The organism is Pseudomonas azerbaijanoccidentalis (genome assembly GCF_019145495.1).
Lineage (GTDB): Bacteria > Pseudomonadota > Gammaproteobacteria > Pseudomonadales > Pseudomonadaceae > Aquipseudomonas > Aquipseudomonas azerbaijanoccidentalis.
Map to the genome: position 1 here is coordinate 183,814 of NZ_JAHSTU010000005.1, position 13,967 is coordinate 197,780.

13 protein-coding genes are annotated in these 13,967 nt (G+C 57.4%); 9 read left to right on the forward strand and 4 right to left on the reverse strand.

The window, feature by feature from the left end; translation table 11 throughout:
* Positions 1-122: 122 nt before the first annotated feature.
* Together KVG88_RS18440 and KVG88_RS18445 are read left to right on the forward strand one after the other, a co-directional pair.
* Positions 123-1,085, forward strand: a complete 963-nt coding sequence (locus KVG88_RS18440) for a LysR family transcriptional regulator (RefSeq protein WP_217872291.1) — start codon at positions 123-125, stop codon at positions 1,083-1,085.
* A 59-nt stretch (positions 1,086-1,144) separates the two neighbouring features.
* On the forward strand, positions 1,145-2,302 hold the full coding sequence (locus tag KVG88_RS18445; protein ID WP_150700843.1) for an alpha/beta hydrolase family protein: 1,158 nt from the start codon (positions 1,145-1,147) through the stop codon (positions 2,300-2,302).
* 78 nt (positions 2,303-2,380) lie between these two features.
* Here the strand turns inward: KVG88_RS18445 and KVG88_RS18450 are convergent, their stop codons facing one another.
* Positions 2,381-2,767, reverse strand: coding sequence for a nuclear transport factor 2 family protein (locus tag KVG88_RS18450; protein WP_217872292.1), 387 nt, complete (start codon positions 2,765-2,767; stop codon positions 2,381-2,383).
* 259 nt (positions 2,768-3,026) lie between these two features.
* On the opposite strand from KVG88_RS18450, the gene KVG88_RS18455 reads away from it, so the two are divergent.
* Positions 3,027-4,376, forward strand: a complete 1,350-nt coding sequence (locus tag KVG88_RS18455; RefSeq protein ID WP_217872293.1) for a metal-dependent hydrolase family protein — start codon at positions 3,027-3,029, stop codon at positions 4,374-4,376.
* 11 nt (positions 4,377-4,387) lie between these two features.
* Positions 4,388-4,834 carry a GlcG/HbpS family heme-binding protein gene (locus tag KVG88_RS18460; RefSeq protein ID WP_217872294.1) on the forward strand — a complete coding sequence of 149 codons (447 nt, stop codon included), beginning with the start codon at positions 4,388-4,390 and terminating at the stop codon, positions 4,832-4,834.
* On the opposite strand, the gene KVG88_RS18465 is transcribed toward KVG88_RS18460, so the two are convergent.
* Both KVG88_RS18465 and KVG88_RS18470 read right to left on the reverse strand, forming a co-directional pair.
* Positions 4,819-5,754, reverse strand: coding sequence for a LysR family transcriptional regulator (locus KVG88_RS18465; RefSeq protein ID WP_150700847.1), 936 nt, complete (start codon positions 5,752-5,754; stop codon positions 4,819-4,821). The genes KVG88_RS18460 and KVG88_RS18465 overlap by 16 nt on opposite strands.
* Before the next feature lie 134 nt (positions 5,755-5,888).
* A complete protein-coding gene (locus KVG88_RS18470; RefSeq protein ID WP_150700848.1) occupies positions 5,889-6,359 on the reverse strand; it encodes a MarR family winged helix-turn-helix transcriptional regulator in 471 nt (156 codons plus the stop codon).
* Between the two features lie 272 nt (positions 6,360-6,631).
* Here KVG88_RS18470 and KVG88_RS18475 point away from each other — a divergent pair, with 272 nt between their 5' ends.
* Both KVG88_RS18475 and KVG88_RS18480 read left to right on the forward strand, forming a co-directional pair.
* Positions 6,632-7,585 (forward strand): PDR/VanB family oxidoreductase, encoded by a 954-nt coding sequence (locus KVG88_RS18475; protein ID WP_217872295.1) that lies wholly within the window; start codon positions 6,632-6,634, stop codon positions 7,583-7,585.
* A gap of 37 nt (positions 7,586-7,622) precedes the next feature.
* Complete coding sequence (locus tag KVG88_RS18480) at positions 7,623-8,699, forward strand: Rieske 2Fe-2S domain-containing protein (RefSeq protein ID WP_217872296.1); 1,077 nt, start codon at positions 7,623-7,625, stop codon at positions 8,697-8,699.
* A 98-nt stretch (positions 8,700-8,797) separates the two neighbouring features.
* Here the strand turns inward: KVG88_RS18480 and KVG88_RS18485 are convergent, their stop codons facing one another.
* Complete coding sequence (locus KVG88_RS18485) at positions 8,798-10,834, reverse strand: alkyl/aryl-sulfatase (protein ID WP_217872297.1); 2,037 nt, start codon at positions 10,832-10,834, stop codon at positions 8,798-8,800.
* Positions 10,835-10,995: 161 nt separating this feature from the next.
* Here KVG88_RS18485 and KVG88_RS18490 point away from each other — a divergent pair, with 161 nt between their 5' ends.
* The 3 genes from KVG88_RS18490 (at position 10,996) to KVG88_RS18500 (ending at position 13,886) form a co-directional block, all read left to right on the forward strand.
* Positions 10,996-11,955, forward strand: coding sequence for a LysR family transcriptional regulator (locus tag KVG88_RS18490; protein WP_217872298.1), 960 nt, complete (start codon positions 10,996-10,998; stop codon positions 11,953-11,955).
* Positions 11,956-12,057: 102 nt separating this feature from the next.
* Positions 12,058-12,840 carry a PaaX family transcriptional regulator C-terminal domain-containing protein gene (locus KVG88_RS18495; RefSeq protein WP_217872299.1) on the forward strand — a complete coding sequence of 261 codons (783 nt, stop codon included), beginning with the start codon at positions 12,058-12,060 and terminating at the stop codon, positions 12,838-12,840.
* Positions 12,841-12,896: 56 nt separating this feature from the next.
* Positions 12,897-13,886 (forward strand): fatty acid desaturase family protein, encoded by a 990-nt coding sequence (locus tag KVG88_RS18500; RefSeq protein WP_217872300.1) that lies wholly within the window; start codon positions 12,897-12,899, stop codon positions 13,884-13,886.
* Positions 13,887-13,967: the final 81 nt, after the last annotated feature.

Genomic DNA, 13,967 nt, shown 5'->3' on the forward strand with positions numbered 1-13,967 from the left:
ATGCGACCTATCGGAAAACGCGATACCTGAATGCGCGAGACAACTGTGCATGGGCGGGGTTGACGGGACGATGAATTAACCGGAATGTATCGTGAAAATAAATACAAAAACGGACATGCCTGATGCGTTTCAACCACCTGGATTTGAATCTGCTGGTCGCACTCGACGTTTTGCTCGAAGAGCAGAACATCACCCGCGCCGCCGAACGACTGCACATGACGCAGTCCGCCACCAGCGGTGTATTGGGACGCCTGCGTACCTATTTCGAAGACGAGTTGCTGGTGCAGGTGGGGCGTAAAATGCAGCCCACGCCTTACGCGCAAGAGCTCGCCAAGCCCATCCGCGAAGTGTTGCTGACGATCCAGTCGTCGATCACTGCCAAGCCAGTGTTCGATCCCACGACCAGCAAACGTCACTTCCGCCTGGTGACTTCGGATTACTTGATCAGCGTACTGTTTGCCCAGGTGATTCAGAAGATCCATCAGGAAGCCCCCCACATCACCTTCGAAATGCTCGGCCCCGGCGACAATTCCGGTGATTTGCTGGTGCGTGGTGAGGTCGATCTGATGATCGTGCCTGAGCGTTACATCATCGAAGGCCACCCCCATAAGCTGTTGTTCGAAGAAGATCACGTCTGTGTGATCTGGCAAGGCAACACGAAGATCGGCGACAACCTGACCCTTGAGCAGTACATGGACATGGGCCACGTGTCTGTCGGCTTTGGTCGCAGCCGGCACTTGAGCATCGAAGAATGGTTCATGAACCAGTACGGTTTCAATCGCCGTATCGAAGTCATCACCAACGATTTCAACACCCTGCCGCAGCTGATCGTCGGCACCCAGCGCATCGCCACCATGCACCAGCGTCTGGCGCGGTTGTACGCCGAGCACCTGCCGCTGCGCATCCTCAATCCACCGGTGAAAATACCGGTCATGCGTGAATTCATGCTCTGGCACCGCAGCGTCGACGGCGACCCCATGCATCGCTGGCTGCGCGAACGTATCAGCGAATTCATCCAGCATGTTGAACGCGATCATATCGCCGCCCGCGATACCTCCCATCCCGAGTCACGATTGGCCAATTAGCCGGGGCGTCCTTAACGTGCCTTGTGAACGACAAGGCAACCACAAGGACAACAACAATCATGTTCCGTTACTTCCCGACCAATTACGTGTGGAATCTCTCCGTCGACCTGGCCATCGAGATGGGTGCCCGCATGGGCGAAATCGAAGAGATGTGCGCGCCGCTGCAGGAAGCCGCCCAGCAGCCAGATGCCGCTGGAACCCAGGCGTTCCGCGAAACCTGGTCGAAGATGGCCGACAAACTCTGCGGCCTGGCCGAAGAAGATGAAGGCCATGGACGCCTGCTGTCCGCCGGCGAAAAATACAATCGCGCCGCCACCTACTACCTCACCTGTGAACGTTTGCAGGCGCATGGCGCGCCGGGCCGGACAGAGCTGTACCAGCGTTTTTTGCAGACGTTCAAACGCGGCATCGAACTGTCTCGCGAGAATTGTGAGCGCGTAGAAATCCCCTACGAGGGCAAACACATTTCCGGCTTGCTGGTGCGTGCTGAAGGCGTGACCGGCCCGGCGCCAATCCTGGTGCAGGTCAATGGACTGGATTCGACCAAAGAAATGAAATATCGCGTTGGGCTACCGGCATGGTTGGCCAAGCGCGGTATTTCATCGTTGATCATCGACCAACCCGGCACGGGAGAAGCACTGCGTCTGCATAACCTGGTCGCACGTTTCGACAGCGAACATTGGGCCAGCCGGGTAGTCGACTGGCTGGAAACCCGTAGCGATGTGGATGCCAAACGTATTGGCCTGGAAGGGGTCTCGCTCGGCGGCTATTACTGCCCGCGCGCGGTGGCGTTTGAACCACGGTTTGCCTGTGGTGTGGTGTGGGGCGCCAACCATGACTGGCGCGATGTGCAAAAACGTCGCCTGGAAAAAGAAGGCAGCTTCCCCGTACCGCATTATTGGGCGCACGTGTGCTGGGTGTGGGGGGCGAAAGATATGGATGAGTTCATGGCCATCTCCGAAAACGTGCACCTCGATGGCGTGCTGGACCGTATCAAGGTTCCGTTCCTGGTGACCCACGGTGAAAAGGACTCACAGATTCCACTGAAGTGGGCGCATCGCACTTACGAGCAACTGGTCAACAGCCCAAAACGAGAACTTAAAATCTTCACCGAACGCGAAGGCGGCGTGCAACATTCCAGCTTCGACAACAGCATCAATGCGGGTCAATACATCGCCGACTGGATTGCCGAAACACTGGGCGGCCACACCGCTTAAAAAGCTTTGCGAAACACAAAAAAACGCCGGACAGCTCAAGGCTTTCCGGCGTTTTTTTTCATTGATCGCTATGCGGGTTCAGTTTGGCGCTCGGGAACCATGGAACGAGGTGATCTGCCACCCTTGCTCGCCAAACGTCCACACCTGCGTGGCAAAGCCCTCCCCGCGAATCGACTGGTCACCGCCCCGCTTACGCAACGTGTTGCACTGCGTACCGGTCATGACCGCCACGCCTTCGCCATAAAAGCGGATCAGTAATTCGCCCCGCTCGATGTCCAGATACTCTACGGCGCTTTTCGCATACTCCAGATATTGCGCCTTGCCTTGCACCAATCCCGTGGTATGCACATACACCAGATCATCGGCGAACAGCTCGGCAACACGCGAATAGTCTTCCTCTACCAATGCCCGGCGGCGCTCTTGCTCAAGTGCCAGGAGTTCAGCTGTTACAGATGCGGTGGTCATGGGGACTGCTCTCTATGGATGATGAGCGCGCACCATAGACGCGCGGTCAGGCTCATAAAAAATCGCCAATCACGATGCCTGTCATCGTCACTTGCGATACCCGGCCCTTGATCCTGACCCGCGTCGCAAAGCCCCATTTCTGCTGACGTACAGCATCTATCGACGCCATCAATACGCGAGCATTGATACAAGTTGCTGGTGGCTGCCATGGCCCTACCCTAGCTTCGCTTTGCATAACAATCAGCAAAGTGAAACTGCCATGAATGCCCTGCACCTGAAATGCCAGACCTTGTTCGACGGTACTGACCTGCAAACCCGTCAACAGCAAACCCTGATCGTGGAAAACGGACTGCTGTCCTATGTCGGGCCAACGGCCCTGGCGCCACAACCGCAACCAGGAGACACCCTGCTGGACGCCGGCGATGACTTTGTCATGCCGGGCCTGGTGGATGTGCACACCCATTTGGCTTTCGGCAACGCGCAGAGCGAAGAAGACATTGATATCTGGACCAGCGACGAATTCCGCGCACTGCGCGGCATGTTCTTCGCCCAACATGTGCTGGCGGCCGGCGTCACCAGCATGGTCTGCCCGGGCGATAGCGGCCAACTCAGCATCGCGGTGCGCAACGCAATCGCTGCGGGTTTGTTTGAAGGCCCGCGTATTGCGGCCAGCAGCCGGGTCATCACCAATCGGCAGAGCCTCAACGACTGGTTCCCAAGCCGCGTAGGCGCTCCGGAATTTTTTACTGCGCGCCTGGTTACCAGCCGCAGCGAAGCGCTGGCTGAAATTCGCAAGCAGGCCAAGGACGGCGTCGACTTGATCAAAATCGCCATGGACGGCACTCACCGACGCCCGAATGGCGAAATCATCGCCGCGTTCACCGCCGAAGAAACCCACGAGATGGTCGAAGAAGCCCATCGCCTGGGCTGCAAAGTCGCAACCCATGCCTACGGCCGCGAAGCTGTGATGTACGCCGCCCGCGCCGGTGTCGACCTGGTGTTCCATGCCTTCTACATGGACGACGCGTGCATCGAGGCCCTGCTCGACGCCGGCAGCATCCTCGCGCCGACCATGACTTTTCCGCAAAACACCGTGGACTTCTGCCAACCCCACGACCCGGCCATCACCACCGGTTACGCTGGTTACTGTGCCCGCACCCTGGAAATCGGCTCGGCGGTGCTCAAACGGGCCAAGGCCGCTGGCGTGCCTTTCGCGTGTGGCAGTGACAGCGGTTTCGCGGTAACGCCCTATGGCGAGTGGCACGCTCGGGAGCTGGAACTGCTCGTCACCCGATTGGGCTTCACCCCCGCAGAAGCGCTGTATGCCGCCACCAATGTGGGTGCGCGCTGCATGCCACGCAGTGAAACCATCGGCACCCTCGAAGTGGGCAAGCAAGCCGACTTCCTGTTGCTCGACGGTTCGCCATTGCACGACATCCGCATCCTGCAAGACCGCTCTCGCCTTAAAGCCGTGTACAAGGCTGGCCACTCCGTGCGCATGGAGCGCAGCCCCTACAACCCCAAACAGGTATCCGATTTCAACTCGTTGAAGTGGACTGACCTTTACACGCGAGACCGCGTAGCCCAATTGGGCAAGTGGGCACAATGAGGACCACCACCATGCAGCCACTCGACTTGATGACCGCCACCAACATCGCCAGTACCGCCATCCACATTGCCCGGGAAACCGGCATCAAGCCCCTGGCGGTCGCGGTGCTGGATGCTGCGGGTCATCCGCTGGCCGTCCTGCGTGATGAAGGCGCGAGTTTCCTTCGACCACAAATCGCCACCGGCAAGGCACGGGGTTGCCTGGGAATGGGTTTTGGCGGACGAGAACTTGCACGGCGAGCGCAAGCGATGCCGGCATTCTTCGACGCCATCAACAGCCTGACTGGCGGCGAAGTAATACCCGTCGCTGGCGGCGTGCTGATTCGCAACGCCGAAGGACTGATTCTGGGTGCCATTGGCGTCAGTGGCGACACCTCGGACAATGACGAACGCTGCGCCTTGCAGGCGATTGCCCAGGCTGCGCTGGTGGCGGACAACGGCGATCAGCTGTCGCGCTGATCAAGCAACGCGGCCTGCGCCGATAACAGGCCGCGAAACCACAGCATGGCCGGGTCATGGTCCTGATAAGGGTGCCATTGCAGAACCTGGACAGCGTCGGGAAATGCCAGCGGTGCCGGGTGAATACGCAACGGATAATGTTGAGCAAAGCGCTGCGCCTGTCGACGAAATACGGTGGCAATCCGCGCAGTACCGACGATGAATTCGGGCATCAACACGAAGCTTTCAAGGGCCACCGCCACTCGCCGTTGAACGCCCAACTCATGCAGGTGTGCGGCGTCCATCGCCAGGTTTCGACCATCGGCAAACTCGCGAACCACGTGCTCCGCACCGCAATAGTCGGCCAGGCTCAAGCCTTCGGCGAACCGGGGTTGCCCAGTGCAGACGATGCAACAGAGCTGGTCGGTCATCAGGGGTACATGGGGGTACGCCGGGTTCAATCGCCGTTGAGGCACAATCACACAATCACTGCGGCGATAATCGAGCGCTTCGCTGACCACGTCACCGTCACGCGGCACCGGCATATCCCGCAGACTCAAGCGCACGCCAGGTGCGACTCGGGCCAACTCAAGACTGACGGCCGGCAGCAGGACGCCAGCCACGTAGTCGGAAGCCACCAACGTGAAGTGTCGGTCGCAACTGGCCGGATCAAAGTTGACCGGTGCATCGACAATCTCACGGGTCAGTGCCAGCGCTTCACGCACCTTTGGAAGCAATTCCAGACCGAGTGCAGTCGGCTCCAGACGCCGTCCGACCTGAACCAGCAACGGATCATTGAAATGCTCACGTAAGCGTCCGAGCGCCGAACTGGTTGCCGACTGCCCCAGGCACAATCGCTCGGCAGCGCGGCTGACGCTGCATTCGCTCAACAACGCATCCAGGGCGACCAACAGGTTCAAGTCAAGACGTCGATAACGCATGGTTTGCCTGGCTTGCGTCCAGAAGGTTGTTGATGACCGACAGACTGACGTGACAGAACGAGGCTGACTAATCGCGTTCAGGGATGCGACCTATCGTCAATCGCGATACCTGGAACGTACGCGAGCGTGTGAATTCAAGCGTCCGCTGGGTCGTACTCGTTCACGTTAGCCACCTGGGAATGCAGCCGGCCCAACAACTCGATGAGGGTGTCTACTTCCGAGGCGGAAAGCCCGCTGAGCAGGCGCCGCTCTCGTTCCAGTGCAACCTTCAACACTCGCTTATGCAAGGCTTTGCCGCTGGCCGTCAGGCTCACGGTGTAGCGCCGCGCGTCGGTGGAATCCACTTGGCTGCGAATGTGCCCTGCCGCTTCCAGGGACTGGAGTGAGCGACTGACCGCGCTCTTGTCGAGGCCGATCGTCTGACAGATTCGGTTGGCAGTGATGTCATTTTCAACGGCAAGCATCGAGAGCATTCGCCACTCGACCACACCGATACCGAAGTGTTTGCGATAGCACTGCGATGCGCCTGCGGAGAGTTTGTTGGACAAAAAATTCAGCAGCGCGGGGACATAACGCGTCAGATTCAGTTGGGATTCTGCGGACATTGAATGAACACCTGGGATCGGCGGAGCCTTTTAAAATTGGTTGACACCGCAACTAAATAATCAGAGGATTTCTCCACCGAACGTCACGGGCGATTCGCTGCATGATATGCCGCCGCCCTGCCTCATAAAAATAATTATCAGGTTTTGGTCATGAACACTTTCAATCCCATCGTCTGCTCCTTTCTCGCGCCAGCGCCTGGCTGATTCGTCCCCGGCCAACGCTCGAACCAACGTTTTTTTTCAGCAGCCACTTCAGTGTGGAGGGACAAGTCATGCTTCAAGTCAACGTCACCCGCAAAGCAGACGAAGCCGACGGCATCTGCAGTTTCGAATTATGTCCCGTCGATGGCAGTACGCTGCCGGCGTTCGAGGCCGGTGCCCACATCGACACTCACATTGCCGATGGCCTCACCCGCCAATACTCCCTGTGCAACGATCCCAGGGAGCGCCACCGCTACCTGATCAGCGTGCTCAAAGACCCGAGTTCACGGGGCGGTTCCAGAGCCATGCATGAGCAGGTGCAGTCAGGGCAAACGCTCTCCATCAGCGCTCCGCGCAATCTTTTTCCGCTTGATCGCTCGGCACAACGACACCTGCTGTTTGGCGGAGGCATCGGTATCACCCCCATGCTGGCCATGGCTTGGGAGTTATCGCATCAGGGGGCCGACTTCGAATTGCACTATTGCTTTCGATCAAGCCAGCGCGCGGCGTTTGTGGAGATGCTTGCTCAAACCCGCTTCGCCGATCGCATAACGCTTCATGACGATAGCGGCCCCCAAACGCAGAAACTCGATGCGCCGGCCCTGCTGGCAGCGCCGCACGCCGACACCCATCTTTATGTGTGCGGCCCGACCGGATTCATGAACTACATCCTTGATGCCGCGCAGAACGCTGGCTGGTCACAGGACCGGGTACATAAAGAGTTCTTTGCCGCAGACCCTGTCGATCAAAGCGCCAATGTGCCCTTCGAAGTTGAACTGGCAAGCAATGGCCAGGTTTTTCGGATCCCTGCCGAACGTAGCGTATTCGAAGTGCTCGACGAGGCCGGTATCGCGATCGAGTCATCTTGCGAGCAAGGCGTCTGCGGCACCTGCGTAACCCGCGTCCTGAAGGGCATACCCGAACACCGGGACAAGTTCCTGACGGAAGCCGAACACGCGGCGAACGATCGCTTCACTCCCTGCTGCTCCCGCGCCAGGTCATCACGCCTGGTGCTCGATCTGTGAATTCAAACAACATCAACCGTGCCTTCTGGAGAACACCATGAACACCTCTACTCTCCAACAACTTGCCGAAGAAATTCCAGCGCCTGCCTTGCCCAGCTTTCCCCTCAACCAATGGTATGTCGCTGCCCTGGGTTGGGAGTTGAAGGACAAACCGGTGGGCCGGACATTGCTCAACAAACCTGTGGTGCTGTTCCGCAAAGCCAACGGCGAAGTGGCGGCACTGGAAGACCGCTGCTGTCACAGAGCATTGCCACTGTCGAATGGCACGCTCGAAGCGACGGGCATTCGTTGCGGCTATCACGGCCTGCTGTTCGATGACCATGGAAAATGCGTCGAAATTCCGGGGCAGGACAAGATTCCGAGTAAAGCCAAGGTTCCTGCGTATCACGTGCGTGAGCAGGACCAGATTGTCTGGATCTGGTTTGGCAGCGATGCTCAACCTGAGCCAAGTTGTGAGCCACCGGTTTACTCAGTTCACAGCAGCGGCAACTACCTGTTTGACGGCAACGTGTACCACTACAACGCGCCATATCAGCTGATCCACGACAATCTGATGGACTTGAGTCATTTGGGGTATGTCCACCTGCGCACCATCGGTGGCAACGCCAGCATTCACATGAATGCGCAGATGAATGTGGAAAGTGAAGACAACGTCGTACGGGTCGTGCGCCACATGCCGGACTCCGTTCCACCCCCCACCTACACCGCCGCCTACCCCTTCAAAGGCAATGTGGACCGTTGGCAGGAAATCGAATTTCACGTCAGTCATCTGCGGATCTGGACCGGTGCGGTGGATGCTGGTACCGACACACTGGACAACCCCGATCGCGGTGGCTTCCACATGCGTGGATTCCACGGCGTAACGCCAGAGACCGACACCACCAGCCACTACTTCTGGACCATTGCCACCAACCCGGCGAGCGATCCAGAAACCATCAAGGCCAAGGTCGTGGAGCAAACCATCCTGACCTTCGATGAAGACAAGGAAGTGATTGAAGCCCAGTACCGGAACATGTGCCGGTTCGGTGCACGCCCGATGATCGACATCCACGTCGATGTCGGCGCCAATCGCGCCCGCCGGATCATCGAGCAACTTCGCCAATCCAGCGTTTGATTGCTTCAATCAAACACAAGATTTACCAGCGCTTTCTCGCCCTGAGTTCCATGCCGCCGCGGAGCTGAGTCGCCGGCTCCGCGGCACTTTGTGATGAATTACTGCTGGGTGCCAGGCAGTAGTTCAAAGGTCGGGGTAAACGGGGTGATGGCGGCCATCAACCGTTCGAAAGGTTTGTGATCGCCTTCAAAGGTGGCTTTGCCGGCAGCGACGAGTTGCGCGAAGCTGGTTTTCCTTGCCATCACGCCTTCAAGATCCGATCGGTCAAGTGTGAGGGTCAGGTCAGCCTTTTTCGCTTGCTGACCCTTGATGGTAGTCAGCGTTGAATTGCTTAGCTCAACCACAAACTGCTCGCCGTTATCGGGCGTCTTGAGGTTCAGAATCAAGTGCTGATCCGCGACCTTGCTGCCATCCAAAGCGATCCCGAGGTATTCCAGCCACAACTCGGTGCTCATGGCACGAATGATGTCCGGCCCGGTGGGTTTTGGTGGCACACCCTTGGGCATGCCATGGCGTAACTCGTATGCCGCCGCGAGGAAGCTGTTGCGTACCCCGGCACTTTCCTTTTGATAGCCAACCTGCTCATAGACGTCCGCAAGCAGATCCTTGGCCTGGGTGTTCCGGGGTTCGGCGTACACCAGTTTGTTGAGGATTTCATAGGCTTCGCGGTATTTGCCCTGATCGAACAGGGATTTGCCCTTGGCCATGATCTTGTCCGCGCCCCCCATCATTTCCACGTACAACGGTGCCGAATCTTTCGGCGACAACGGCATCAGTGTCGCCGGGTTCGCATCCCAGTAACCCAGGTAGCGGTTGATCACGGCGCGGCTGTTGTGCTCTTCGGAGCCGTGGTAGCTATGAGTCGCCCAGTTGTTTTTCAAGCTTTCGGGCAACTTGTAGACGTTTTGAATTTCATTGATGGTGACGCCCTGATTGGCGGCGTGTAGTACGGCGTTGTTTAAATTGGCATAGGCATCGCGTTGCGCGCGCATGACGTCTTGAATTCGCTCATTACCCCAGCGTGGCCAACTGTGGGAGGCGAACATGACATCGGCCTGTTGTCCGTAGCGATACAAAGCATTGTTGATGTTCTTGGACCAGACCAGCGGATCTCGGACCAGAGCGCCGCGCAAGGTGTAAATGTTGTGGATGGTGCCGACAATGTTTTCGGCCGCCCAGAAAGCTTTGAATTGCGGGAACCAGGTGTTCATCTCCGCCGGCGCTTCAGTGCCGGGAGTGCTCTGGAACTCCATCTCTACGCCGTCGATGGTCAGGGTTTCGAAATCTTTCGCGATGTAGCGATTGGGTTCGATCAGGCCCATGTTGCCAATAGAGGTATTTTTTCCGATGGCCATGTCGACATGGCCATAGGGGCTGTGGGGCAACATCACGCCGTATTGGAAGAAAGCGCGTCGGGTCATGGCGTTGCCGGCGTAAACGTTTTCAGCCACGGCATGCTCCATGAAACCGGTGGGTGCGATGAGCGGGATCTTGCCGCTGCGCACATCGGCTTCATCGACCAGACCGCGGACACCACCGAAATGGTCGGCATGGGAGTGAGAGATCACTATCGCCACGACTGGGCGCTTGCCGAGTTTTTCATTGATGAAATCCAGGGCAGCCTTGGCGGTTTCCTTCGACATCAACGTGTCGAACACAATCCACCCCGTATCACCCTTGATGAACGTGATATTGGCCAGATCAAACCCACGCACTTGGTAAATTTTTTCCGGAACGACCTCATACAAACCGAAGGCCATGTTAAGGACTGCCTGGCGCTGCAAGGACGGATTGACGCTGTCGAAGTCCTTCCCATCGAGCAGGAAGTCATAGCTTCCCATGTTCCATGCGACATTCCCGGCGTCGGCCATGATCTTGTTGTAGGACGGGGCAGCGATGAAGCCTTTCCTGGCTTCTTCAAACTCGCGCTGGTCTGCGAACGGAAGTGCCTTGCGTACCGCATTCTGCGCTTCGATCGTGTAGGACGAAGGCGGTTTTCCCTTGCTGTCGAAGTGCGAATTTTGTGTCGTGGCCGAATCGGCACTTGCGCCGTTTGCATCGGCAGCAAAGAGCATGGGGCTGATGCCGCTCCCAAGGGTGATTGCCAGTGCCAGATGAAGGGTCTTGTTGTGCATGAGGGTTCCTGCGCCAGAGGCCATAAGCGTCAATGCAAAAATTGCGCTCGATTGTATTTATTGGGTACGCGTCAACTTGACCCGCCTGGCCATGAATAGCATATTCATTTCATTACGAAAAATTCCGTTTCAGCCATTTTCGATAACATAAAGGTTATGAGATGACGCCGCGTCGCTTACGTCAGTTTCTGGCATTGATAGAACATGCCCACTTTGGCCGGGCTGCAAAATCTCTGGGCGTTTCCCAGCCTGCGCTGAGCAAAAGTATCCAGTTGCTGGAGAGCGAATTGGGGGTCACGCTGTTTGATCGACGCACAGACGGCGTCGTACTGACGGCGTTTGGTCAGTTGCTTCGGGATAAAAGCCAGCGTTTGTTAGTGGCCGAAGAGGATCTGCGGCGCGACATCACCCTGTTAGCAGGAGGCGATATCGGCGCGCTGAAAGTTGCCTTGGGTCCCTATCCGAGTGTGACCAGCGGATACGCCAGCATCGCGCGCTTGCATGCCCGACATCCGCAGATCAAGGTCACTGCCCATGTCGCCGGCTGGCGCGAAGTCGCTCAACAGGTCGCCACCAGTGCCGTTGATCTGGGGATCGCTGAAATCAGCACTTTGCAAGGCCGGGAAGAGTTCACCTGTGAATTGCTGGGTGAACATGTCGGCCGCCTTTTTTGTCGCCCCGGCCATCCGTTGCTCGCGCAAAAACGCTCACCAACGATGGCGCAAACACTCGATTACCCTTGGGTGGCCTCGCGCATACCATTGCGACTGGTGACCCATTTGCTTCCGGCAACGTTGGGCTGTGCCGGCACCTACGATCCATTGACGGGTGATTTTGTACCGGCGATCGAAATAGACGTGCCCATGCAAATCGTCAAATTCGTCGAGAACAGTAATGCCCTCGCGTTAGGCAATTTATCGACTTTTGAGCAGGAAATCAGCGCAGGAACAATCGTGCCGTTGCCCGCCCATGACCCTGCCCTGCGCACCCGTTATGGCTTCATCTACCTGAAAGAGCGCTCGCTGCCACCCGCAGTAGAGATTTACATGCAGGAGGTGCGAGCTGTGGAAGCTGAAATTTGTCAGCGTGAGCGCATCCTGGCCCGGATGGGCAGTAAATGAACCGAGGGGACTTATTACCGATAAAAACGCCAATCTACATATTGTGTAATATTACTGATTAATATAGATTCCCAGTCAAATCTGTAATGACCTGGAAAGGCCATGAAACCTTGCGTAAAAAGCCTGGTGCTCGAACTCCTCGTGGCCAAGGACGGCGCTCCCTTGCAGGTCAGGGAAGCCATCGTCGCCTGTGAGCTATTCGGAATCAGTGAAAACAACGTTCGGGTGACCCTGGCGCGCCTCACCATCGAAGCATTGCTTGAAGGTGCGGGGCGCGGGAGCTATCAGCTGGGACCGCAGGCCAAGGAAATCTCCTCGCAATTGTTTGAGTGGCGCCGCGTGGAGCAGCATCTGAGGATGTGGGACGGCAGTTATCTGATGGTCGCGTGTAACGCCTTGGGACGCAGTGACCGCAACGTTTTGCGCCAGCGCGAACGCGCGCTGCACATGTTGGGCTTCGCAGAGCTGGACAAGGACTTGTACGTGCGCCCGAACAATATCGGGCCCGATACCGAGTCTTTGCGTCGACGCTTGATCGAACTTGGCCTGGAGCCCGCCGCGTTGGTTTTCCAGGCGACGGATTTCGAAGCAGCGCAGACACAGCGCATACAGGACCAATGGAACGGTGATTTGCTTAACGACAGCTATCGCCGTACTTGCCAGCAGCTGGACAGCTGGGTACTGCGCGCCGAGCAGTTGAAGCTCGATGCGGCCGCACGCGAATCATTCATCCTCGGCCGCGAAGCCATTCGCCAGATCATCTTCGATCCGCTACTGCCGGAACCGCTGGTGGACGTGGCGCTGCGCACTGAGTTCTTTGCCAGCACCAAACGTTTTGTGGACCACGGTCACCAGATCTGGCGCAGCTTTTTGCAACAGCCCTAAGACTCAACTGACTCATCACCCCAGGCCGATCAAGGCGTTTGATGTCGAGGATAACCATGCATAACAAAACCAAAATCAGCGATATTCTCAGCCGCGATGAAATCAAATCCTTTAGCGAGCGCTCAGACGCCTGGGGCGCATGGGCAGTGGGGTCAACCTGGGGCGTGCTGGCCTTGACCTTTATCGGTCTGGCCTGGGCTCGCGAACTTTTGCCGTGGTGGGGATTCAGCCTCGCCTTGATCCTGAGTGTGGTCATCATTGCCGGGCGGCAGTTGTGCTTTGGCATTTTGCAACACGACGCGGCACACGGGACGTTGTTCAAGAACAAATGGTGCAACGACGTTCTGGTCGATTGGTTGTGCGCCCGGCCCATTTGGAACGATCTGCGCAAGTACCGCCCATACCATCTGACCCATCACGCCAAAACGTCTACGGCCGACGATCCCGATCTTTGCCTGGTGGCTGGGCTACCCACGACTCGCCGCTCATTGATGCGTAAGTGTATGCGAGACCTTTCGGGTGTGACCGGACTCAAATTTTTGCTGGGCCGCCTGCTGATGGATGCCGGCGTATTACAGTGGTCGCTGACCAGCGATGTCCGACGCCTGCCGCAGGAAAGTCGTCGTTGGTGGGACTATCCACGGACGTTCTTCAGAAACGCCCGCGGCCTGTTGCTCACCAACGGTTTGCTTTTGACTGTGTTCTGGATAAGTGGAAACGGCTGGTTGTATGGCGTCTGGGTCCTGGCGTATATCACTCCGTTCCCGTTGTTCATCCGAATTCGCTCCATGGCGGAACATGCCTGCCTGGAATCAAGCCCAAACGTATTGCGCAGCACCCGCACTACACAAGCCGGTTGGATCGCTCGTGCCTGCGTGGCGCCGATACGGGTCAACTTCCACATTGAACATCATCTGATGGCCTCAGTGCCCTATTTCCGCCTGCCGAAATTACATGCACTTTTGCGGCAACGCGGCATCGTGGCACAACCACCCACCTACCTGCAGGTGCTCAAGCGTGTGAGCATGCGAACTCACGACGTCTGATTGATAGGCCGGGAAATACAGGGATTCAAGGGGCTGTAAAAAATAAGTGTCCAGGAACGCAATGTGGCGTTATTGAGCTAT

What these genes read in the sequence shown, in the direction of transcription:
- KVG88_RS18485 (WP_217872297.1), bottom strand. Translation starts at nt 10,834, where the DNA reads ATGCACAACAAGACCCTTCATCTGGCACTGGCAATCACCCTTGGGAGC.
- KVG88_RS18480 (WP_217872296.1), top strand. Translation starts at nt 7,623, where the DNA reads ATGAACACCTCTACTCTCCAACAACTTGCCGAAGAAATTCCAGCGCCT.
- KVG88_RS18490 (WP_217872298.1), top strand. Translation starts at nt 10,996, where the DNA reads ATGACGCCGCGTCGCTTACGTCAGTTTCTGGCATTGATAGAACATGCC.
- KVG88_RS18440 (WP_217872291.1), top strand. Translation starts at nt 123, where the DNA reads ATGCGTTTCAACCACCTGGATTTGAATCTGCTGGTCGCACTCGACGTT.
- KVG88_RS18495 (WP_217872299.1), top strand. Translation starts at nt 12,058, where the DNA reads ATGAAACCTTGCGTAAAAAGCCTGGTGCTCGAACTCCTCGTGGCCAAG.
- KVG88_RS18455 (WP_217872293.1), top strand. Translation starts at nt 3,027, where the DNA reads ATGAATGCCCTGCACCTGAAATGCCAGACCTTGTTCGACGGTACTGAC.
- KVG88_RS18460 (WP_217872294.1), top strand. Translation starts at nt 4,388, where the DNA reads ATGCAGCCACTCGACTTGATGACCGCCACCAACATCGCCAGTACCGCC.
- KVG88_RS18465 (WP_150700847.1), bottom strand. Translation starts at nt 5,754, where the DNA reads ATGCGTTATCGACGTCTTGACTTGAACCTGTTGGTCGCCCTGGATGCG.
- KVG88_RS18500 (WP_217872300.1), top strand. Translation starts at nt 12,897, where the DNA reads ATGCATAACAAAACCAAAATCAGCGATATTCTCAGCCGCGATGAAATC.
- KVG88_RS18450 (WP_217872292.1), bottom strand. Translation starts at nt 2,767, where the DNA reads ATGACCACCGCATCTGTAACAGCTGAACTCCTGGCACTTGAGCAAGAG.
- KVG88_RS18445 (WP_150700843.1), top strand. Translation starts at nt 1,145, where the DNA reads ATGTTCCGTTACTTCCCGACCAATTACGTGTGGAATCTCTCCGTCGAC.
- KVG88_RS18470 (WP_150700848.1), bottom strand. Translation starts at nt 6,359, where the DNA reads ATGTCCGCAGAATCCCAACTGAATCTGACGCGTTATGTCCCCGCGCTG.
- KVG88_RS18475 (WP_217872295.1), top strand. Translation starts at nt 6,632, where the DNA reads ATGCTTCAAGTCAACGTCACCCGCAAAGCAGACGAAGCCGACGGCATC.